At 73.1% G+C, this 19,835-nt stretch carries 16 protein-coding genes and 1 tRNA gene; 6 read left to right on the forward strand and 11 right to left on the reverse strand.

Annotated features, from left to right (window positions below; translation table 11 throughout):
- Nucleotides 1-32 precede the first annotated feature (32 nt).
- Nucleotides 33-365, reverse strand: a complete 333-nt coding sequence (locus tag ACF1A5_RS24775) for a hypothetical protein (RefSeq protein ID WP_392195050.1) — start codon at nucleotides 363-365, stop codon at nucleotides 33-35.
- Nucleotides 366-485: 120 nt separating this feature from the next.
- Nucleotides 486-2,837 carry an immune inhibitor A domain-containing protein gene (locus ACF1A5_RS24780; protein ID WP_392195051.1) on the reverse strand — a complete coding sequence of 784 codons (2,352 nt, stop codon included), beginning with the start codon at nucleotides 2,835-2,837 and terminating at the stop codon, nucleotides 486-488.
- Between the two features lie 450 nt (nucleotides 2,838-3,287).
- Between ACF1A5_RS24780 and ACF1A5_RS24785 the strand changes: the two genes are divergently transcribed.
- Entirely contained in the window at nucleotides 3,288-3,602 is a 315-nt protein-coding gene (locus ACF1A5_RS24785) for a hypothetical protein (protein WP_392195052.1), read from the forward strand.
- 130 nt (nucleotides 3,603-3,732) lie between these two features.
- Here ACF1A5_RS24785 and ACF1A5_RS24790 read toward each other — a convergent pair whose 3' ends face one another.
- The 3 genes from ACF1A5_RS24790 to ACF1A5_RS24800 all read right to left on the reverse strand — a co-directional run bounded on the left by ACF1A5_RS24790 (nucleotide 3,733) and on the right by ACF1A5_RS24800 (nucleotide 7,999).
- Complete coding sequence (locus tag ACF1A5_RS24790; RefSeq protein WP_392195053.1) at nucleotides 3,733-4,512, reverse strand: RDD family protein; 780 nt, start codon at nucleotides 4,510-4,512, stop codon at nucleotides 3,733-3,735.
- 135 nt (nucleotides 4,513-4,647) lie between these two features.
- On the reverse strand, nucleotides 4,648-6,276 hold the full coding sequence (locus tag ACF1A5_RS24795) for an RDD family protein (protein WP_392195054.1): 1,629 nt from the start codon (nucleotides 6,274-6,276) through the stop codon (nucleotides 4,648-4,650).
- 307 nt (nucleotides 6,277-6,583) lie between these two features.
- On the reverse strand, nucleotides 6,584-7,999 hold the full coding sequence (locus ACF1A5_RS24800; RefSeq protein ID WP_392195055.1) for an FAD-binding oxidoreductase: 1,416 nt from the start codon (nucleotides 7,997-7,999) through the stop codon (nucleotides 6,584-6,586).
- 93 nt (nucleotides 8,000-8,092) lie between these two features.
- On the opposite strand from ACF1A5_RS24800, the gene ACF1A5_RS24805 reads away from it, so the two are divergent.
- Nucleotides 8,093-9,721 carry a tetratricopeptide repeat protein gene (locus ACF1A5_RS24805; RefSeq protein WP_392195056.1) on the forward strand — a complete coding sequence of 543 codons (1,629 nt, stop codon included), beginning with the start codon at nucleotides 8,093-8,095 and terminating at the stop codon, nucleotides 9,719-9,721.
- Nucleotides 9,722-9,826: 105 nt separating this feature from the next.
- Here the strand turns inward: ACF1A5_RS24805 and hppD are convergent, their stop codons facing one another.
- Nucleotides 9,827-10,975 (reverse strand): 4-hydroxyphenylpyruvate dioxygenase, encoded by a 1,149-nt coding sequence (hppD, locus tag ACF1A5_RS24810; protein ID WP_392195057.1) that lies wholly within the window; start codon nucleotides 10,973-10,975, stop codon nucleotides 9,827-9,829.
- Nucleotides 10,976-11,098: 123 nt separating this feature from the next.
- On the opposite strand from hppD, the gene ACF1A5_RS24815 reads away from it, so the two are divergent.
- From ACF1A5_RS24815 to ACF1A5_RS24825, 3 genes are read left to right on the forward strand one after another with little or no spacing between them, the layout of a single operon-like run.
- Nucleotides 11,099-11,578, forward strand: coding sequence for an Lrp/AsnC family transcriptional regulator (locus ACF1A5_RS24815; RefSeq protein WP_392195058.1), 480 nt, complete (start codon nucleotides 11,099-11,101; stop codon nucleotides 11,576-11,578).
- Nucleotides 11,579-11,614: 36 nt separating this feature from the next.
- Nucleotides 11,615-12,262, forward strand: a complete 648-nt coding sequence (locus ACF1A5_RS24820) for an ABC transporter permease (RefSeq protein WP_392195059.1) — start codon at nucleotides 11,615-11,617, stop codon at nucleotides 12,260-12,262.
- Nucleotides 12,259-13,086, forward strand: coding sequence for an ABC transporter permease (locus ACF1A5_RS24825; protein WP_392195060.1), 828 nt, complete (start codon nucleotides 12,259-12,261; stop codon nucleotides 13,084-13,086). The genes ACF1A5_RS24820 and ACF1A5_RS24825 overlap by 4 nt, the downstream gene beginning before the upstream one ends.
- Here ACF1A5_RS24825 and ACF1A5_RS24830 read toward each other — a convergent pair.
- The 4 genes from ACF1A5_RS24830 to ACF1A5_RS24845 form a co-directional block, all read right to left on the reverse strand.
- Nucleotides 13,083-13,874, reverse strand: a complete 792-nt coding sequence (locus tag ACF1A5_RS24830) for a S16 family serine protease (protein WP_392195061.1) — start codon at nucleotides 13,872-13,874, stop codon at nucleotides 13,083-13,085. The two genes, ACF1A5_RS24825 and ACF1A5_RS24830, sit on opposite strands and share 4 nt — an antisense overlap.
- Before the next feature lie 108 nt (nucleotides 13,875-13,982).
- Entirely contained in the window at nucleotides 13,983-14,624 is a 642-nt protein-coding gene (locus ACF1A5_RS24835; protein ID WP_392195062.1) for an IclR family transcriptional regulator, read from the reverse strand.
- A 347-nt stretch (nucleotides 14,625-14,971) separates the two neighbouring features.
- A complete protein-coding gene (locus ACF1A5_RS24840) occupies nucleotides 14,972-16,771 on the reverse strand; it encodes a DEAD/DEAH box helicase (protein ID WP_392195063.1) in 1,800 nt (599 codons plus the stop codon).
- Between the two features lie 149 nt (nucleotides 16,772-16,920).
- A complete protein-coding gene (locus tag ACF1A5_RS24845; protein ID WP_392195064.1) occupies nucleotides 16,921-18,477 on the reverse strand; it encodes an MFS transporter in 1,557 nt (518 codons plus the stop codon).
- A gap of 218 nt (nucleotides 18,478-18,695) precedes the next feature.
- Here ACF1A5_RS24845 and ACF1A5_RS24850 point away from each other — a divergent pair.
- Nucleotides 18,696-18,796, forward strand: a tRNA-OTHER gene (locus tag ACF1A5_RS24850).
- A gap of 12 nt (nucleotides 18,797-18,808) precedes the next feature.
- On the opposite strand, the gene ACF1A5_RS24855 is transcribed toward ACF1A5_RS24850, so the two are convergent.
- Complete coding sequence (locus ACF1A5_RS24855; protein ID WP_392195065.1) at nucleotides 18,809-19,450, reverse strand: SUKH-4 family immunity protein; 642 nt, start codon at nucleotides 19,448-19,450, stop codon at nucleotides 18,809-18,811.
- Nucleotides 19,451-19,835: the final 385 nt, after the last annotated feature.

The raw sequence follows: 19,835 nt of genomic DNA on the forward strand, positions 1-19,835 counted from the left end.
TCCGCCCGGCGGACCGGGCGGACCGGCCTGCCTCAGGCCCGCGCCGCCGGACGCCCGACAAGCGATCTGATCGGCTGCCACAGCTCCAGCGGCCGGCCGACAGCGTTGTCGGGGGCAGTACGCCATATCAGGCCGTCGGGGTGGTGCAGTACGGCCGTGATCTCGTCCGGGGTGGGCGGGGCCGCGTTGCCCCGCAGGTAGACGGCGCGCAGGCCCTGGTTGCGCAGCCGCGTCAGGGCGCGGGCCCGGTTGCGGGCATGGACGAGGACGCGAACGCTGCCGGCGCCGTCGGCGGCGGGGCGGGGCAGATTCAGCGCCACCACCACCGTGCCGTTCGGCAGTTTGTTGAAGCCTCCTGCGGCCATGCGTCACATCCCCGTTCCGGTCGGTGTCAATAAGAAAGCCACAGGACGCACCTAAACACGATCGGCGGCAACCCGCCAAGGGGTTGCCGCCGATACGCTTGTGACCTGCGACGATGCGCCTTACTTCACCGCGCGGCCGACCTCGAGCTCGATCGTGGACCCGTCCCGGGCCTCCTTCTCGATCTTGATCCTGGTGTTGGTGTCAGTGATCTTGACACCGGCGGCCGGGTTCGAGGCGTCGTAGTAGGTGCTGGTGTGGTCGTTGAAGACCGGCACCCCCTTCGACGAATCGACGATGGCCGCGACGCCCGCCTTGTGCAGCATGATGCCGTCCGTCGCGAAGCGGCTGAAGGGCGAGTCGTAGGCCTGGATGCGGTTGCGCATCAGCGTGCCGTCGGACCACTTCATCGGCTTCGGGTGCGAGTCGATCGGGAGGATCAGACCCACGCCCGGGTGGTCCTTGGTGTTGTTGTCCGCCTGGGAGGTGTCCCACTTCCAGATCAACAGGCCGTTCTGGTACGGGTAGTGCTCCACCCAGTCCGGACGGGTCGTCGAGAAGCCGAAGTTGTACGGGCCCGTCGCCAGCGTCTTGTCGTAGGACGCGTACTGGCGGTTCTCGGCGATGTAGTACTGCTTGTAGTCCTTGGTGAAGGACGCGCCGATGCGGGAGAAGCCGCTCGCCGTCCAGGCCGCGTCCGCGCTCTCCGCGTTGTCGGAGAAGAGCGCCGCGCCGTCCGCGGTGACGCTGATCTCGTCGGCCGCGAAGCCCTTCTGGGCCACGCCGCCGTCGGTCTGGTAGCGGAAGCGGAGCTGGATCTTCTGGCCCGCGTAGGCGTCGAGGGAGTACGCCAGCTTCTTGTAGCCGTCGACCGTGCCCGTCAGCGCCGGCTTGTGGCTGCCGTCGCGCGGGATGGCCTGGCCGTCCACCGTGCCGTCCAGGGCGGTCCAGTTGGCGCCGCCGTCGGTCGACACCTCGGTGTAGAGGTAGTCGTAGTTGGCCTCGATGTCGTACCAGCCGTCGAGGGTGAGGGCGGCCGACTTCTTGCCGGTGAGGTCGACGGAACGCGTCAGCGTATTCTTGAGGTTGTCGCCGCTGCCGCTCCACCACTGGGTCGCGCCCTGGGCCGGGGTGACGATCTCGGTGGTGACCGCCTTGTCCGGCAGGGAGACCACCAGCGCCTGGCGGTACTTGGTGTTGTACTCGGCGAGGCCGAGCTTGTGCCAGGACTTCACGCCGGCCTTGGCCGTGTCGTAGGTGAGCCAGCCGAGCTGGAGCTTGTCCCACGCGTTCATGTCGCCCGGCAGGTCACCGATGGCGTCCTTGCCCCGGCCCAGCCAGGAACCGGAGGACATCAGCGTCCAGAAGCCGGTGGAGTTCTCGCCGCCGGCCGTGTCGTACTCGTCCGGCAGGCCGAGGTCGTGGCCGTACTCGTGTGCGTAGACGCCGAGTCCGCCGTTCTCCGGCTGGATCGTGTAGTCGCCGACCCAGATTCCGGTGTCGCCGATCTGGGCGCCGCCGAGCTTGTTGTTCGCCGGGCCGGTGGCGCCGGCGTCGGTGCCGAAGGCGTACCAGCGGTGCGCCCATATCGCGTCGGTGCCCTGGACGCCGCCGCCGGCGGACTCGTCCTCACCGGCGTGCACGATCTGGAAGTGGTCGATGTAGCCGTCGGGCTCGTTGAAGTTGCCGTCGCCGTCGTAGTCGTAGCGGTCCCACTGGTCGTACTTGGCCAGGTCCGTCTTGATGTCCGCGTCGGACTTGCCGGCCGCCTTCTGCTGCGCGACCCAGGCGGTGACGCCGTCGCCGACGACGTTCCACACGCTCGGGCAGTTGGTGGAGCCGCAGTAGTTGGAGCCGTAACGGGCCTCGTTGTACGGGACCTTGACCCAGTCGGAGACCTCGCCGTCGACCGAGTAGCGGCCCGAGGACTGCTTCTCGTAGTACTTCTTCACGGACTCGACACCCTTGCCGGTGCCGAAGTACATGTCCTGGAAGTGCTGCTGGTTGTAGTCCTTCTGCCAGGCCGTGCTGTTGTCCTTGGTGCGGTCCGGCGCGGCGATCGTGTTGTGCAGGGGGCCGGCCGTGCCGCCGTACTTCGGGTCCGTCTTGTCGCCGAACTCGACCAGGATGGTGAAGATCTTGTCGGTCTTCTCCCGGCTCATCTCGACGTACTTGCTGTCGCCCTTCTTGCCCTTGAGCTGGACGACCTTCGAGCCGTTGCGGTCCTTCAGCTTGGCCTTGCCGGCGATGACCTGGTTCAGCGCCTCCTGGCGCTGGGCCTCCTGAGTCTTGCTCAGCGGCCCGTCGAGGTCGTGCTTCTGCTGCCCGACCGGCGCGGGGTCGTGCCGGTCCACGGTGGCGGACGTGCCGGTGGTGGCGGCCTCCGCGACGGCGAACGTCGAGATCGTGGCGGTCCCCGCCGCGAGTGCGACAGCGATCGCGGCCGCTCTGAACGTCCAGGGTCTGCTGGTCACTTGATGTCCTCCCCTGACGCGTGTGCAAGCGCGCGGAAGGGGGGTCTCTGCCTCTGCCCAGGAAGGTCCGCGCGCGCTCAACGCGTGTAGTCAAGTGACGACATTTGACTAGAGGTTTACAAGAAAAGACAGACCTTGACTTGGACAGCTCAAGTGCACTATGCGGAGCCGACGTTCGCTTTGCGGACGGCCGGGAACGTCCTCCCGGCGCGTGGATCCGTCCACTTGGCGGACGGTATGACTCCGTGCGCCCCCCATGCTTCGGCACCGTGGGTTAGGTCACGCTTACCGGCCGTTCCGTTCGGGCATGCAGCCGAATAGAGTCGATGGGCCCCGTGCCCGGGAGTCGGAGGAAAGCCAGGCCGACCTCCTTGTCTCGCCCCAGATTCTGTCCGCACCTCCCCTCAGTGAGAGGCAGGGGGGAGACCCCACTTCCGAGGACCGATTGCCATGCCTCGTCCGACCGCCGCACAGCTCGCCTACGGTTCGTGCACCGTGATCTTCTCGACGCTCGCCATGCTGCTGCTGTCACAGACGAGTTCGGTGCTGGGGATCACGGTCGTCGCCCTGGCGGCGCTCGCCCTGGGACTCCTGGTCGCCATGACGGTACCGCTGCCGAAACCCCTCGCGGCGACGCCCGGGACGGCGTCCGCGACGGTTCCCCCGGTGGCGCCCCCGGCGGCTCCGGAGGCCGTGCGGGTGCCGGTACGACGGGCGCCCGTCTCCGCCCGCGTGGAGCCGGTGCGGGAGACGACGGGCTCCTGAGGCGCACCCGGCGCGAACACCCGGGCTCTTGAACACCTGGGCGCCTGGACGCCTGGACGTCCGACGCGGGAACGGCGGGCCCCTGCCGACGGGCCCGCCGTTCTCTTTCCCATGCGCCGATCGGTGTACGTCATTCGACGCTGACCACAACCGTCCTGGCCGCCTTGTCGTGCAGGCCCTGCTTGTAGGGCCGGTCGAAGTAGCTCCAGCCGCCGGCCACCGCGAGCCAGAGGCAGGGGCAGCAGAAGTAGAAGGGCAGCCACAGCACCGCCGCGCGGCCCAGCGCCGTCGACACGGAGGGCGTGGAGCCGTCCGCGAGGTTGGCCACCCGCATCCCCAGCCACTTCTTGCCGAGGGTCTGCCCCGACCTGGAGATCATGAAGGTGTCGTAGGCGATGTACAGCAGGGCTCCGACGACCGCCTGCGCCACGGATGCGCCGACCTGGAAGCGGTCCGCGTTCATCGTGTAGTCGTTCACCCTGAAGCCGAGGGTGAGCAGCCAGACGACGACACCCACCATGATCATGTCGATGATGCGGGCGGCGGTGCGCTTGGCGCTGTCGGCGAGCGGGGGCATACCGGCGAGCGGATCGGGCGGGTACGGGCCGCCGGGCGGGCCACCGCCGTAGGGGCCACCGCCGCCGTAGGGGCCGCCACCCGGGGGGCCACCGCCGGGTGGCGGGCCGTAGGGGCCGCCTCCGGGAGGGCCGCCGCCCTGCCAGCCGCCGCCGGGAGCGCCGCTCCCGGGGCCTCCGGGGGGCGGGCCTTCGGGTGGGGTGCCTCCCGGTGGGGGGCCGCCGCCGGGAGGGCCTCCTCCATGCGGGCCGTCGCCGGAGGAGCCGCCGTCGTACGGGCCGCCGCCGGAGGGCGGTGGCTGCGGTCCGGAGCCGGAGGGCGGTTCGGTGCTCATGGGCCGAGTGCACCGCGACCGCGGGACGTCCGCATCCGGCGCGCGGCCGTACGGGCGACGGACCGCCCCCCGCACGCCCTTTGGGCCGGCGCCCCGTGAGACGGTCCCGGCCGGGGCACCGAGGGGCGGCTCCGGTCAGCCCGCCACGAACGTGTGCGCCGCCTTGTCGTGCCAGCACTGGTGCCACGGCCGGTCGAACAGGCACCACAGGACGCCCACGACACCGACGCCGAGCAGACCCGGCACGCTGTAGACCAGCCAGCGGCGCAGGGCCGCGCCGAAGGACGGAGGCTCGTGGGCCTCGATGTCCCGCACCTCCAGGCCGCACAGCTTCTTGCCCAGGGTGCGGCCCCACTTGGCGGTGGGCAGCACCTCGTAGACGACGCCGAACAGCAGCAGCACGGCGAGGACGATGCCGAGATACGTCGCCGTCGTGCCGTCGAGGAGCCACACCGTGACGGTGCGGCCGGAGAGCCTGGCCGCGTCGATCTTCGCGTTGACGTGGTCGACCGCCCTGGTGCCGAGCGGTACGGCGGCCACGGCGGTGACGCCCGCGAGGACGACCGTGTCCACGAGCCGGGCGGCCAGCCGCTTGCCGAGACCCGCGGGCCTGGCCTCCGCCTGCCGCCGCGCGGCGGCCGCGAACACGTCCTCCACCGGCGGCTTCCAGGGCACGACCGGCTGGTCGTCGTCGGCCCCCGCGAGCCGGTGCACCTGCTGGGCCCAGGAGGACTGGCCGCCACCGGGGCCGCTGGTCACCGGTGTGCCCACGGAGGCGGGGGCGGCGGCCTGCGGTGCCGCGGACTGCTGGGGGACGGACGCGGCCGAGGGCGGGAAGGGTGCGGCGGGCGGACTCGCCGCCGCCGAGGGGGTGGAGGGCCGCGGTGCCGGCGTTTCCGGCTGTCCCGTGGCCGCGCGGGCGGCGGCCGCCTTGCCGGCGCCGAATCCCGGTCCCCCGGCCCCGCCGGGAGCGGGCGTGCCGGCCCCCGCGGAGCCGCTCGCCGTCCCCGGACCGCCCGAGCCGCCCCCGGGGGAGCCCGCGGACGCGGGTGAGCCCTGGGCAGGGAGGGCGGGGGCGCCCGGGGTGTTCGCCGGGCCCCCCGGCCGGTCCGTGCGGGGTACCGGGCGGAAGGTCATGGTGCCGTCGTCGGCGGGCGGACCGCCGGGAGCGGGGATGCCGGGAGCCGGCGTACCGGGCGCCGCCCCCGTGGTCCCGTCCGTCGCCGGTGCGGTCCCCCGGGCCTGCGCCGTCGGGCGGCGGAAGACGAACGTGCCGTCGGCGAAGGCCTGTTCCGGGTCCGCCGGCGGGATCGACGCGGTGCCGTCGGTGCGGGCGGCGCGGCCGTCCGGCTGCCCCGCGGCCGGGTCGCCGAGCGCGGCCCTGGGGTCGGACGCGGCCGGGGCGCCCCAGGAGACGCGGCGGTCCTGGTCGCCGCCGAAGCCGGACTGGTGGGAGCGGTCGGCGCCCCACGCGGACGCCGGCTCGGGGCGGCCGCCGTGCGGTGCCCCCGTCGGGCCCGGCGTGTCGATCGGGTCCTCATCGAAGAAATGCGGGCCCGTCTCCTCGACCGCCGGGATCGCGGCGGTCGCGGAGCGCACACCGGGCGGCGGGCTGAGCGGCTCGCCGTCGGTCGGCGCGGGCCGGCTCGTGCCCGGTACCCAGGCGGCACCGTTCCAGTACCGGACGTATCCAGGGATGGACGGGTCCGGGTAGTACCCCTCGCGGGGCCTGTCGTCGCCGGGTGCCGGGGTTGGGGCGCTCATGTCCGTCGTCCCGTATCTGCTCGGGGTCGTCTGGGGGCCTACACATCTATCAGACCGGCGCATCCGGTACCGCCGGTCCGACCGGACCCACTCCTTTCCGGGCAACCTCGTGCACGTACTTCACAACCCCGGAAGCGGTACCGGAGAAAAAAACTCCGCCGAGCCGCGTAATGCCCGGCGCCGGGGCGCCTCTCACTCGTACGGGCCCGTCGTGGGCGGTACGGACCCCCCGCGGCGGGCTCGTACGGACCGCCCCGTAGCGGCAGCCTGCCGGTCGGCGAAGACCGCGGGTCCGCGAAGCCCGTGATCAGAACAGCTTGCCCGGGTTCAGGAGCCCCAGCGGGTCGAAGGCATGTTTGACGGCCCGCTGCATCTCCACGCCCACCGGGCCGATCTCGCGCGCCAGCCACTCCTTCTTCAGGACCCCCACGCCGTGCTCGCCGGTGATCGTGCCGCCGAGTTCGAGGCCGAGGCCCATGATCTCGTCGAAGGACTCGCGGGCGCGCCGTGACTCGTCCGGGTCCTGCGCGTCGAAGCAGACGGTCGGGTGGGTGTTGCCGTCCCCGGCGTGCGCGCAGACCCCGATCGTGAGCTGGTACTTCTCGGCGATCCGCTCGATTCCGTCGAGCATCTCGCCGAGTTGGGAGCGGGGCACGCACACGTCGTCGATCATCGTGGTGCCCTTGACCGCCTCCAGCGCGGTGAGCGACAGCCGCCGGGCCTGGAGGAGCATCTCGGACTCGGCCGCGTCGTCGGCCGGGACGACCTGGGTGGCCCCGGCCGCCTCGCACAGCGCCCCGACGGCGGCCAGGTCGGCGGCCGGGTCCGGGGTGTCGAAGGCGGCGAGCAGCAGCGCCTCGGTGGTCTCCGGCAGGCCCATGTGCGCGAGGTCGTTGACGGCCTTCACGGTCGTACGGTCCATCAGCTCCAGCAGCGACGGCACGTGGCCGCCGGCCATGATCCGGCACACGGCGTCGCAGGCGGCGGCCGCGGAGGCGAACTCGGCGGCGAGCACGAGCTGTTGCGGCGGTTGCGGCTTGAGCGCCAGCACCGCCCGTACGACGATGCCGAGGGAGCCCTCGGAGCCGACGAACAGCCGGGTGAGGTCGTATCCGGCGACGCCCTTGGCGGTGCGGCGGCCGGTGGACATCAGGCGGCCGTCGGCGAGGACGACGTCGAGGCCGAGCACGTACTCGGCGGTGACCCCGTACTTCACGCAGCACAGGCCGCCGGAGGCGGTGCCGATGTTGCCGCCGATGGTGCACATCTCCCAACTGGAGGGGTCCGGCGGGTAGTACAGGCCGTGCTCGTTGACCGCGCGGGACAGCTCGGCGTTGACGACGCCGGGCTCGACGACGGCGATGCGGTCGACCGGGTTGATCTCCAGGATGCGGTTCATCCTGGTCAGGGAGAGCACGATGCAGCCGTCGGAGGCGTTGGCGGCGCCGGACAGGCCGGTGCGGGCGCCCTGCGGGACCACCGGCACGCGCAGCTCGGTCGCGGTGCGCATGACGTGCTGGACCTCTTCGACCGTGCGCGGCAGGACGACGACGGCCGGGGCGCCGGACGGGCAGAAACTCGCCATGTCGTTGGCGTAGGAGACGGTGACGTCGGGATCGGTGAGGACCGCCTCGGCCGGCAGGCCCGCAAGGAGCCGGTCGGTGAGGTTGCCCTGGGCTGCGGTGCCTCCATCGGGCACGGCGTGGATGCGGCTCATGATCACAGCGTCGCACTCGGGGCCATCGGTGTGAACCCCGCGGACGGCACCCCTCCGCCTACCGGGTGGCGATCATCATATTGACGCACAGTGTGCGGCATGGAGAGACGCACGGTGGGCGGTAGGGAGATCCGACCGGCGACCGGCCCGGAGACGGCGCGGCCCCGGGCCCGCACAGTGCGCCGGACCCTGGCCGCGCTGGTCGCGTGCGGTGCCGTGGCGGGCGGGGGCTGGGCGCTGCTGGCGTCGCAGCGGCAGCCGGCGCGCCCGGCGGCGGCGCCCGCGGCCGGGGCCCTGGCGGCGGTGTCGGCGGGCGCGCCGGCCTCGCTGTCCGGCCTGACGGCGCTGATCGACGACCGGGAACGGCTGGTGCGGGCCCATCCGCGGGACGCCGCGGCGTGGGCGGTGCTCGGGGCCGCCTACGTGGAGCGGGGGCGGCGGACGGCGGACGCCCGGAACTATCCGAAGGCCGAGCGGGCGCTGCGGACCTCGCTGCGGCTGCGCCCGACGGGCAACGGCGCGGCGCTGGACGGCATGACGGCGCTGGCGGTCGAACGCCGGGACTTCCGGGCGGCGCGGGCGTGGGGCGAGCAGGCGCTGAAGCGGGAGCCGGGGCGGTGGACGGCGTACCCGCCGCTGATCGACGCCTACACCGGGCTCGGTGACCACAGGGCCGCGCAGCGCACCCTGGACGGGCTGCTGAAGCTGCACCAGGGGCCGGCGGCGAAGGCGCGGGCCGCGGGCGTGTACTGGGACCGGGGCTGGCGCGAGGACGCGGCGGCCCAACTGTCGGCCGCCGCGGCGGCCGCGACCGCGCCGGCGGAGCGGGCGGAGTATCTGGAGCAGGCCGGACGGATCGCGTGGGAGCGGGGCGACCGCGAGGACGCGCTGCGCCACTTCGAGGCGGCGGTGCGGCTCGATCCCGACCAGTGGGCCGCGCGGGTCGGGCAGGGGCGGGCGCTGGCCGCGCTGGGCCGCGACGTGGACGCGGTGAAGGCGTACCGCAGGGCGCTCGCCCACCGTCCCTGCCCCGAGTACGCCCTGGAGCTCGGCGAGTTGTACCAGGCGCTGGGGCTGGGTCCGCAGGCCAGGACGCAGTACGACCTGCTGCGCACGCGGGTGCGGCAGGACGCCGCGGAGGGCGTCGACGACGAGCTGGTGCTGGGGCGGTTCGAGGCGGACCACGGCGACGCGCGGTCGGCGGCGCTGCGGCTGCGGGTCGAGTGGCAACGGCAGCCGGGGACCGCGGTGGCCGACGCGCTCGGCTGGGCGCTGCACCGGGCCGGGCAGGACGAGGAGGCGCTGAAGTTCGCCGCGGCGGCGACGGACACGGCGAAGGGCGGCGGGGTGCGCAACGCGCTGTACGCCTACCACCGGGGGGTGATCGAACGGGCGCTGGACCTGTCCGGGCCGGCCCGGCGGCATCTGGAACTGGCGCTGCGGACCAATCCGTACTTCTCGCCGCTGTGGGTGCCCTCGGCGCGGACGGCGCTGGCGGACCTGGGCGAGCCGCCGGTCGAGGAGACCCCGCCCCCGTCGGCCGAGGAGCCCGCGCCGCGGACCGCCGACGCGCCCTCGCCGCCCGCTGCCGGGGAGCCTCCGCCACCACCCGGCGCGGGGCCCTCGCGGCCGCTCACCGCGGCACCCGCGCCACCACCCACCGAGGAACCCGCGCCGCCGTCCGGCGAGGTACCCCCGCCGGGCGTCGCCCCGGGGCCGTTCCGCTGAGCGCGTCGTACGGCGACGGCGCCGCCGGCCGCCCCTTTCCCGGGGTGGCCGGCGGCGCCGGAGCAGGGCCGGACCGGGGCCGGACCCCCGGCGCCGGGCCGCGGGTCACAGGTTGCCGCGGCGCTCCTGCTCCCGCTCGATCGCCTCGAACAGGGCCTTGAAGTTGCCCTTGCCGAAGCCCATCGAGCCGTGCCGCTCGATGATCTCGAAGAAGACGGTCGGGCGGTCCTGGACCGGCTTGGTGAAGATCTGCAGCAGGTAGCCGTCCTCGTCGCGGTCGGCGAGGATCTTCAGCTCGCGCAGGGTCTCGACCGGGACGCGGGTGTCGCCGACCCACTCGCCGAGGGTGTCGTAGTACGTGTCGGGCGTGTCCAGGAACTCGACACCGGCGGCGCGCATCGTACGGACCGTCTGCACGATGTCGTTGGTGTTGAGCGCGATGTGCTGGACGCCCGCTCCGCCGTAGAACTCCAGGTACTCGTCGATCTGCGACTTCTTCTTGGCGATGGCGGGCTCGTTGATCGGGAACTTGACCTTGAGCGTGCCGTCGGCCACGACCTTCGACATCAGCGCGCTGTACTCGGTCGCGATGTCGTCGCCCACGAACTCCTTCATGTTCGTGAAGCCCATGACCTTGTTGTAGAACTCCACCCACTCGTTCATCCGGCCGAGTTCGACGTTGCCGACGCAGTGGTCGACGGCCTGGAAGGTGCGCTGGGCCGGGGGCTCGACGATCGGCCGCGCTGCGGCGTAGCCGGGCAGGTAGGGGCCGTCGTAGCCGGAGCGGTCGACGAGGGTGTGGCGGGTCCTGCCGTAGGTGGCGATCGCGGCGAGGACGACCGTGCCGTGCTCGTCCTTCAGCTCGTACGGCTCGGCCACCGAGCGGGCGCCGTGCTCGATGGCGTACGCGTACGCGGCACGCGCGTCGGGCACCTCGATGGCGAGGTCGACGACGCCGTCGCCGTGCTCGGCCACGTGCTCGGCGAGGAAGCGGCCCCAGTCGGTGGATGCCTTGATCACGGAGGTGAACACGAAGCGCGCGGAGCCGTTCTCCAGCACGTAACTCGCGGTCTCCCGGCTGCCGTTCTCCGGTCCGGAGTACGCCACCAGCTTCATGCCGAAGGCCGTGGAGTAGTAGTGCGCCGCCTGCTTGGCGTTGCCCACGGCGAAGACGACCGCGTCCATTCCCTTGACCGGGAAGGGGTCGGCCTGCCGGGCGGTCGCTTCGGGAGTGTCGTGTGTGGTCTGCGTCATGGGCGAAGCCTCGCCCGGCCTTGCAAGGTGCGCAATAGTTTGCGCGTCCACTGGGCAATACGACCAGTGAACGACCCGCGTCGACGGACTTTCTGTACAGGATGACCACTCCGGGAGACTGCCATGGCGATCGATCATCTGGACGGCCGCATCATCGTGCTGCTGGCGCGCGAGCCGCGCATAGGTGTCCTGGAGATGTCGCGGCGGCTGGGGGTCGCCCGGGGGACCGTGCAGGCCCGGCTGGAGCGGCTTCAGTCGAACGGAGTCATCCGCGGATTCGGTCCGCAGGTGGATCCGGCGGCGCTCGGCTACCCGGTCACCGCGTTCGCCACGCTGCAGATCCGGCAGGGTCAAGGGGCCGACGTACGGGCTCACTTGGCGACCGTGCCGGAGGTGCTGGAGCTGCACACGACCACGGGCACCGGCGACATGCTGTGCCGTCTGGTGGCCCGCTCGAACGCCGATCTCCAGCGGGTGATCGACCGGGTTGTCGGATTTGATGGCATCGTCCGGGCCTCCACGGCGATCGTCATGGAGAATGCCGTTCCGCTGCGGATCATCCCGCTGGTGGAACAGGCCGCGGAGGACCGGGAGAGGAGTTGACCGACGACCTGACGCCGGTGGTGGCTGGGGGTGCACGTGACGTTCTGGGAGTACCTCGGCAGCCACCGTGCGCTGCTGCTGGCGGAGGCCGGCGGGCACGCGGGACTCGTCCTGCCGTGCGTGGCCGCGGGGGCGGTGCTCGGCGTGCTGGTCGGGGTCGTCGCCCACCGCGGTGAACGGGCGGGCCACCTCGCCGCCACGGCCGCCCGGACCCTCCTGGCCGTCCCGTCCCTCGCCCTCCTCGGCCTGCTCGTCGCCGTCCTCGGGCTGGGGCTTCCGCCGACCCTGACGGCACTGACCTTCTTCGGACTGCTGCCGGTGGCGCGGAACACGGTCCGCGGCCTGCACGCGGTGGGCGCCTCGCCGGTGGACGCGGCCCGCGGCCTCGGCATGTCCCGCCCGGTCCGGCTGCTCAGGGTGGAGCTGCCCCTGGCCTGGCCGCCGATCCTGGACGGGGTCCGGACCGCCACGCGGCTGCTGACCGGCATCGCGGCCGTCGCCGCCTACGTCTCCGCCCCCGGCCTCGGCAACGAGATCTTCCGCGGCCTCACCGCCCCGGACAGCGCCGACGCCCCCGACCAGATCCTCGCGGGCACCCTCGGGATCGCCGCCCTGACCCTGCTGTTCGACGCCATGCTCGTCCTGCTGGGACGGCTGACCGTCCGGAGGGGGCGGGTGGCGTGAGTGCTCCGGAGGTGGAGGAGACCCGGGACGCCCCCGGGCCCCCCGGGGCGCCCGCCGGGCAGCTCGGCCGGGTCACCTGGCAGCGGCTGACCGTCCGGCCCGCCCTGATCGTCGCCGTCCTTCTCCTGACCTGGCTGTGGTTCCGGCGGGCGCGTCTCGACCCGGTCTCCGTGGACGCCCTGGCGCACGGCCAGGTGCCCGGCGCCCTGTGGCGGCACGTCGAGCTCACCGTGGTCTCGACCGTCCTCGTGCTGGCCCTCGCGCTTCCCTCGGCCGCCGCGCTGACGCGCGGGACCGTCCTGCGGGCGGGCCCGGTGCCCCGGGCCCTCGTCCGCGCCGGCCGGGCGGTCCCCGCGCTCGGACTGCTCGGCCTGGCGGTCCTCTGGCTCGGCACCGGCGCACCAGCCGCCGTGGCCGCCCTGGTCGCGTACGCCTTCCTGCCGGTGCTGTCCCGAACGGTCGCCGAGGCGCACACGGCCGACCCGGTGCCGCCCACCCGGCCGGACCGGGTGACACCACCACCGACAGCACCGCCACCGGCCGTGTCCCCGTTCCTGACGGCCCTGCGCACGGCCCTGGTCCTGAACGTCGGTACGGCGACCCTGGCGGCCTTCGGCGGGGCCGGCGGTCTCGGGACCCTGATCAGCGCCGGAATCACCGAACAGCGCACCCCGGTCCTGGTCCTGGGCTCGGTCCTCACCCTCACCCTGGCCCTGCTGGCCGACTGGATCACCACCCTGCTGCCCCACCTGTGGCGCCGGCGCGCGGGACGGGAGGGAAGCGGCCGGCCCGGCACCCGCGCCGACCCGCCTCCGGCCGGCTAGCAGCTCGGGACCGGGCCCTTGCCCTTCTTCAGGGAGACCAGGGCGTCGACCGCGCCCTTGAGCGTGGTCACCGGGATCAGCCGCAGGCCCTTGGGGAGTTCGGCCTTCGCGTCGGCGCACTCGGCCTTCGGCACCAGGAAGACGGTGGCGCCGTCGCGCCGGGCGGCCCGCGTCTTCAGGGAGACGCCGCCCACCGCGCCGACCGTGCCGTCGGCGCCGATCGTCCCCGTCCCGGCGACCGTGCGGCCGCCCGTCAGGTCGCCGCCGCTGCCGTCGCCGTCGAGCTTGTCGACGACGCCCAGGGAGAACAGCAGGCCGGCGCTGGGACCGCCGACGTCGGCCAGCTTCAGGCTCACCTTGACGTTCTTGTCGCCGAGGTGCAGGTAGTTCAGGGCGGCCAGGGTCGCCGCGTTCTGGGACTGCCGCATCTGCTGGGCGTTGTGCCGCTCGATCTCCTTGACGCTGTCGCCGCTCGGATAGACCGCGTCGCGCGGCATGACCGCCTGGTCGGTGGCGAACCAGCCGTCGAGCACGTCGCCGAGCGAGACGTGCGCGTCCGGGCCGGTCGCCTCGATCGTCGTCATCCGGAGCTGTCCCTCGGTGTCCCGGGTGGGCGCGCCGGAGACGGTGATCACCTGGGTGCCCTTGTTCTTCCCGAGCACGTCCGCCGTCATCCCCGGCTGCGCCACCGAGAACGGCAGCGGCGCGAGGACCGCCGCGGCGAGCAGAGCCACGACGGGCAGAGCGCAGACGGCGACGGCCTGGAGGCGTGTGAGGCGAGAGAGCACGCCATCAATCTACGCGACGACGACTTCGGGCCACCCGCCGGTCGCACGCCGTCCGCGGCCCGCCGTGTGCCCGTCCGCGCCCGTCGCGGCGGGCCGCGACGCGTTCCGTCAGCGCAGTGCCTCCGCCACCTCGCGTGCCGCGTCCACGACCCTCGGGCCGACCCGCTCCGGCACGGAGTCCGCCAGCATCACCACGCCGACACTGCCCTCCACCCCTGTCACGCCGAGCAGCGGTGCCGCGGCGCCGCTGGCCCCCGCCTCCAGCTCGCCGTGGGTCAGGGTGTAGCCGGGCTCCTCGGGCGGACGGCGGCGGGCCGCGAGTATCGCCTTGCCCGCGGCACCCCGGTCCAGGGGGTGGCGGAAGCCGGCGCGGTAGGCCACGTGGTAGTCCGTCCAGGTCGGCTCGACCACGGCGACCGCCAGCGCCTCCGCCCCGTCCACCAGTGTCAGATGGGCCGTCGCCCCTATGTCCTCGGCCAGCGACCGCAGGGCGGGGAGCGCCGCCTCGCGTACCAGCGGGTGCACCTGGCGGCCCAGCCGGAGCACCCCCAGCCCCACCCGGGCCCGCCCGCCGAGGTCGCGGCGTACCAGCGAGTGCTGTTCCAGCGTGGCGAGCAGCCGGTACACGACGGTCCGGTTGACACCCAGTTTCTGGGAGAGTTCGGTGACGGTCAGCCCGTGGTCGGTGTCGGCCAGCAGTTTGAGGACCTTGAGTCCCCGGTCGAGCGTCTGGGAGGTCTCCGCGGTCACGACGCCCACTCCTTCAGTGGTGAGGTCGGCGGACCTCGTCGCGGCGGATGCGTCACCGAGTCCCGTCAGTGACGCGCGTCAGAGGCCGCCGATCGGCCGGCGGTCCGGGTCGGTGATCCCGGACTCAGTCGCTTCACGGCTGCGCTCCGCGGCGGCGCTGCCACGGGGCGTGTGCGTAGCGGGACAGTAGCGAAGCCGGTTCGCTCAGCGGAAGACTTGGTCCAGAATCCGGGCAGCGGCCGGTACGGAGTAAGTTCGTTCGTCCCGATACGTACGCTCACCTGCGGCGTCGAGTCCGCGCCGGACTCCCCCGCCCGCCGGGCCCCGGGCGCCGGGCCCGGCCCGCGTCACCGCATCCGGGTCGCCCACTCCTGCACCTTGGCGATGCGCTGACGCAACTGCCCGGCGGTCGCCTCGGCGCTCGGCGGGCCGCCGCACACCCGCCGCAGTTCGGTGTGGATCACTCCGTGCGGCTTGCCGCTCTGGTGGACGTAGGCGCTCACCATCGTGTTGAGCTGCTTGCGCAGCTCCATCATCTCCTTGTGGCTGACCACCGGCCGCCGCTCGGCGGGCAGTTCGAGCAGGTCGGCCTCGGCGTCCGGCTTCTTGCGGCTGTGCGCGATCTGCCGGGCCTGCCGCTTCTGGAGCAGCAGTTGCACCTGGTCGGGTTCGAGGAGCCCCGGGATGCCGAGATAGTCCTGCTCCTCCTCGCTCCCCGGGTGGGCCTGCATACCGAACTCGGCACCGTCGTAGAGCACCCGGTCGAAGACGGCGTCGGACTCCAGCGCCTCGAAGGGGAGCATGTCCTGCTCGCCGGTGTCCTCGTCCTGCTCCTTGTTCGCCTCCTCCATCTCCTTCTCGGACTCGGCGTACGGGTCCTCCCCGCCCTCCTTCTTCGGCTTGTCGAGGGCGTGGTCGCGCTCGACCTCCATCTCGTTGGCGAAGGTGAGCAGGTCGGGGACGGTCGGCAGGAAGACGGAGGCGGTCTCGCCGCGCCGCCGGGACCGTACGAATCGGCCGACGGCCTGGGCGAAGAACAGCGGGGTGGAGATGGTGGTGGCGTAGACGCCGACCGCGAGCCGGGGCACGTCGACGCCCTCGGACACCATCCGGACGGCGACCATCCAGCGGTCGTCGTTGGCGCTGAAGTCGTCGATCCGCTTCGAGGCGCCGGCGTCGTCGGAGAGGACGAGGGTGGCCTTCGTACCCGTGATCTCGCGGATGAGCTTGGCGTAGGCGCGGGCCGAGTCCTGGTCGGAGGCGATGACGAGGGCGCCCGCGTCCGGGATGCCCTTCCTCACCTCGGTCAGCCGCTGGTCGGCGGCGCGCAGCACGCTGGGCATCCACTCGCCGCGCGGATCGAGGGCGGTGCGCCAGGCCTGGCTGACGGCGTCCTTGGTCATGGGCTCGCCGAGCCGGGCGGCGATCTCGTCGCCGGCCTTGGTCCGCCAGCGCATGTTGCCGCTGTAGGAGAGGAAGATCACCGGCCGGACGACGTGGTCGGCGAGCGCGTTGCCGTACCCGTAGGTGTAGTCGGCGGCGGACCGCCGGATGCCGTCCTGGCCCTCCTCGTACGTGACGAAGGGGATGGGGTTGGTGTCCGACCGGAACGGGGTGCCGGTGAGCGCGAGGCGGCGGGTGGCCGGCTCGAACGCCTCCAGGCAGGCCTCGCCCCAGGACTTGCTGTCACCGGCGTGGTGGATCTCGTCGAGGATGACCAGGGTCTTGCGCTGCTCGACGCGGTTGCGGTGCAGCATGGGGCGCACGCCGACACCGGCGTAGGTGACGGCGACCCCGTCGTACTCCCTGCCGAGCGGGCCGGCGCTGTACTCGGGGTCGAGCTTGATCCCGATCCGCGCGGCCGCCTCGGCCCACTGCTTCTTCAGGTGCTCGGTCGGCGCCACCACGGTCACCTGCTGCACGACGTGGTGGTGCAGCAGCCAGGAGGCCAGCGTCAGGGCGAAGGTCGTCTTGCCGGCGCCGGGCGTGGCGACCGCGAGGAAGTCGCGCGGCTGCTCCTGTACGTACTTGTCCATCGCGCCCTGCTGCCAGGCACGCAGCTTGCTGGCGGTGCCCCAGGGGGCGCGGCCCGGGAAGGCGGGCGAGAGGTGGTGCGAGTGGGACGAGCTGGCAGCTGTAGTAGTCACGGTCTCCGGTTCGGTGGGGTCGAGCGGCTCGGCTACGTATGACAACCGGGCCACCCTACCGGTGTGCTCACCCGTCACTCGGCCATGCGTGGCCGCACCGGCCCCGGGTGCGACACGCGTCACAGATCACCGGTGGCGGCGCGGCCCGTTCACCGCTCCCGCACCCGGGTGGTCACCCAGGCTCCGGCCAGCGCCACGGCCGCCATCGGCAGGAACACCGCGGCGAACGCGGCCGGACGGGCGCCTGCCTGGCCGCCCGCCGCGGCGGTCGCGGCCGTGGTGGCCGTGTGCGTCACCGCGCCGCCCCCAAGGGCGGCGAAGGCGGCGCCGCCCGCGGCGAGCAGGAGCACGTTGGACAGGGCGTCGGAGATCTGCAGCGCCGCCGAGTTGGCGCCCGCCTCCTGGGGGGCGGACAGGCGCAGCAGGAGCACGCTGGTGGAGGCGATGACCAGGCCCATGCCGAAGCAGCCGAAGCCCCAGGCGACGGCGACCGTCCAGACGGGGACGGCGGGGATCAGCACGCTGGGCGCGGCGGCGACGGCCGCGGCCACCAGCACCATCCCGAGCGTCATCAGCCGTTCCCGGTACGGCGCCAGGCGGGCCCGGGACTGGACCCACGATCCCAGCGCCCAGGTGATCCCGCCCGCGGCGAGCGAGAAGCCGGCCAGGGTGGGGGAGAGCCCCCGCTGGGTGACGAGCATCAGCGGCACGAAGGACTCGGCGGCGACGAAGGAGCCCGCGGCGACCCCGCGCAGCAGCACGACCGACGGCAGTCCGCGGGCGGCCCGCCACGTGCCGTGCGGCAGCAGCCCGCGCACCGTCGGCACCAGCAGCGCGACCCCCGCCGCGCCGGGCAGCAGCGAGAGCCAGCGCAGGTCCTGAGCCGCGTACTGCAGCAGCCCGGCGCCGCAGGAGATGCCGAGGGCGAGGCGGATGCGGCGCAGGTCGAAGGAGGTCCGCTCCGGCGACGCGCCCTCCTCGCCCACCGGCCCGGCGGCCCGCCGTCTGATCTGCGGCAGGGCGATGGCGAGCGGGAACACCACCAGCGCCGGGATGCCGACGAACACCCAGCGCCAGCCGATGTGCTCGGTCACCACGCCCGCGGCGAGCGGGCCGACGATCGACGGAACCACCCAGCCCGCCGCGAACGCCGCCATGATCGAGGGGCGCAGCCGCTCCGGGTAGGCGCGGCCGACGACGACGTACAGGGCGACGATCACCAGGCCGCCGCCGAGGCCCTGGACGGCCCGCCCGGCGATGAAGACCCACATCGTGCCCGCCGTCCCGGACAGCAGCAGTCCGGCCGCGAACGCGCCGATGCCCGTGGTCAGCGCCCCCAGCGGGCCCCGCCGGTCCGACCACTGCCCGGCGAGCACCATCCCGAACAGGCTGGTCGTGAAGTAGCCCGAGAACGCGAACGCGTACAGCGACACCCCGTCCAGCTCCCGCGCCGCGACCGGCATCGCGGTCCCGACGGCGGTCGCCTCGAAGGCGATCAGGAGGACGACGGTGACGATGCCGATGCTGAGCGCCCGGTAGGCCCGGCTCAGCACCGTGCCGTCCCCCGGGTCTCCGGGCCCGGGCCGCCCGGCGGCGTCGGGGAGGCCGGCCGCGAGGGGGGCGAGCGAGGCTTCTGAGGCGAGAGAGGCCTCCGGGGCGAGGGGGACGTCGGCGACGCCGGTGTCGCGCGGTTCCGGGGTGGTCATGGTCGCCAGGGTAAGGTCCACGACCAAGTTTTACCCCTGTCGGGAGAAGGTCCCGCACTGAGACCTTGGTCGTACGACCGCCCCCCTCCACCCCGTTCATGAACACCGTATGGCAGTCCTGTTGCGCCCCCGCCGCCTTCCTTTGAGCCCCCGCTCCCCCGCCCCTACGGTCGACTCACCGAGTTCGGACCGGCGGACCCCCCGTCCGCCCCCGACACGGCCGTGTGCCCGAGTGGTTCAGGGACTCGCCTGCGCAGCATCCGTCAGCGAGCTCCGCTCGCGGAGAGTCACGCGGTTTCGATCCCCGCCGCGGCCTCCAAGGACGCCCCCGTCACATCCCCCGGTGCAGCAGGCACAGGGTGAGGGTCAGGGTGGAGACGTCCGTGGTCAGTGGGCGCGGGTTCCCGCCCGGGTTGCCGGGGCCCGGCCAGTTCAGGACGGCGCCCGTCGTGCCGTCCAGGAGGACGGTGGTGCCGTCGATCAGGCGGCCGAGGTGGACCAAACGGTCCGCGTCGGCGGCGAGTCCGGCCGGGAGGGGCAGGCCGGGGTGCTCCTCCGCGCAGTACTCGGCGAGTGTCGGCAGGGGGATGTCGGAGTCCGTCCACAGCAGACGGCCGTCGTCGGGCAGGCCCGTCTCGCGCAGGAAGCGGCGGGTCGGCTCGTGGGTCAGGGCCGCGGGGAAGTCGACGTCCTCGAAGCGGGCGACGCGGCCGGGACCGAACTCGCGGGCCGGCAGACGCGCGGGCAGGTCCAGGGTCAGTCCGTGACGTCCCGGACGGAGGGCGAACCCGCCGTGCGAGCCCGCCAGTTCACGGGTCATCGCCACGAAGCGGACCAGGGTCTCCAGACAGGGCGCGAGCGGGCGGGTGTCCATCAGGCCCGGCCCGATCGGCCGGGGGCGCGTCGGCGCGCACGCGACGCGGTGGTCCGGGTCCGCTCCGGTCGGAACGGTCGCCGCAGCGGTGCCGGTCATGCTCATCGCTCCCCCCGCGCATGAAGATCCACAGTGCTGGGCAGGGTACGGCCGGACCCACCGCTCCTGGGCGGAGGCGAACCCGCGGTCCCCACTGCCTCGAAGACTACGCCGGGGCACTGACAACGGCCCCGGAATATCCGCGGGGGAAGACGCCGGGCGGCCCGATTCCGTTGCCCGTGCCCCGGCACTCATCGCACGCGCTTCGGACTCGGACCCGCCTCACGAGGCGGCGGGAGTGCGCGCCAGGATCCGCGACCCCGGCGAGAACCGGAAGTGCGGCCCTAGGTGCAATACTGGTGATTTAGGCTGTTTTCCGGCTGGTTGAAGTGGCTCTGGTTGGCTCGACCAGCCGGACCGTCGGGGTGTCTGGCCGTGGTGGGCT

The organism is Streptomyces sp. NPDC014864, from assembly GCF_043081525.1.
Classification (GTDB): domain Bacteria; phylum Actinomycetota; class Actinomycetes; order Streptomycetales; family Streptomycetaceae; genus Streptomyces.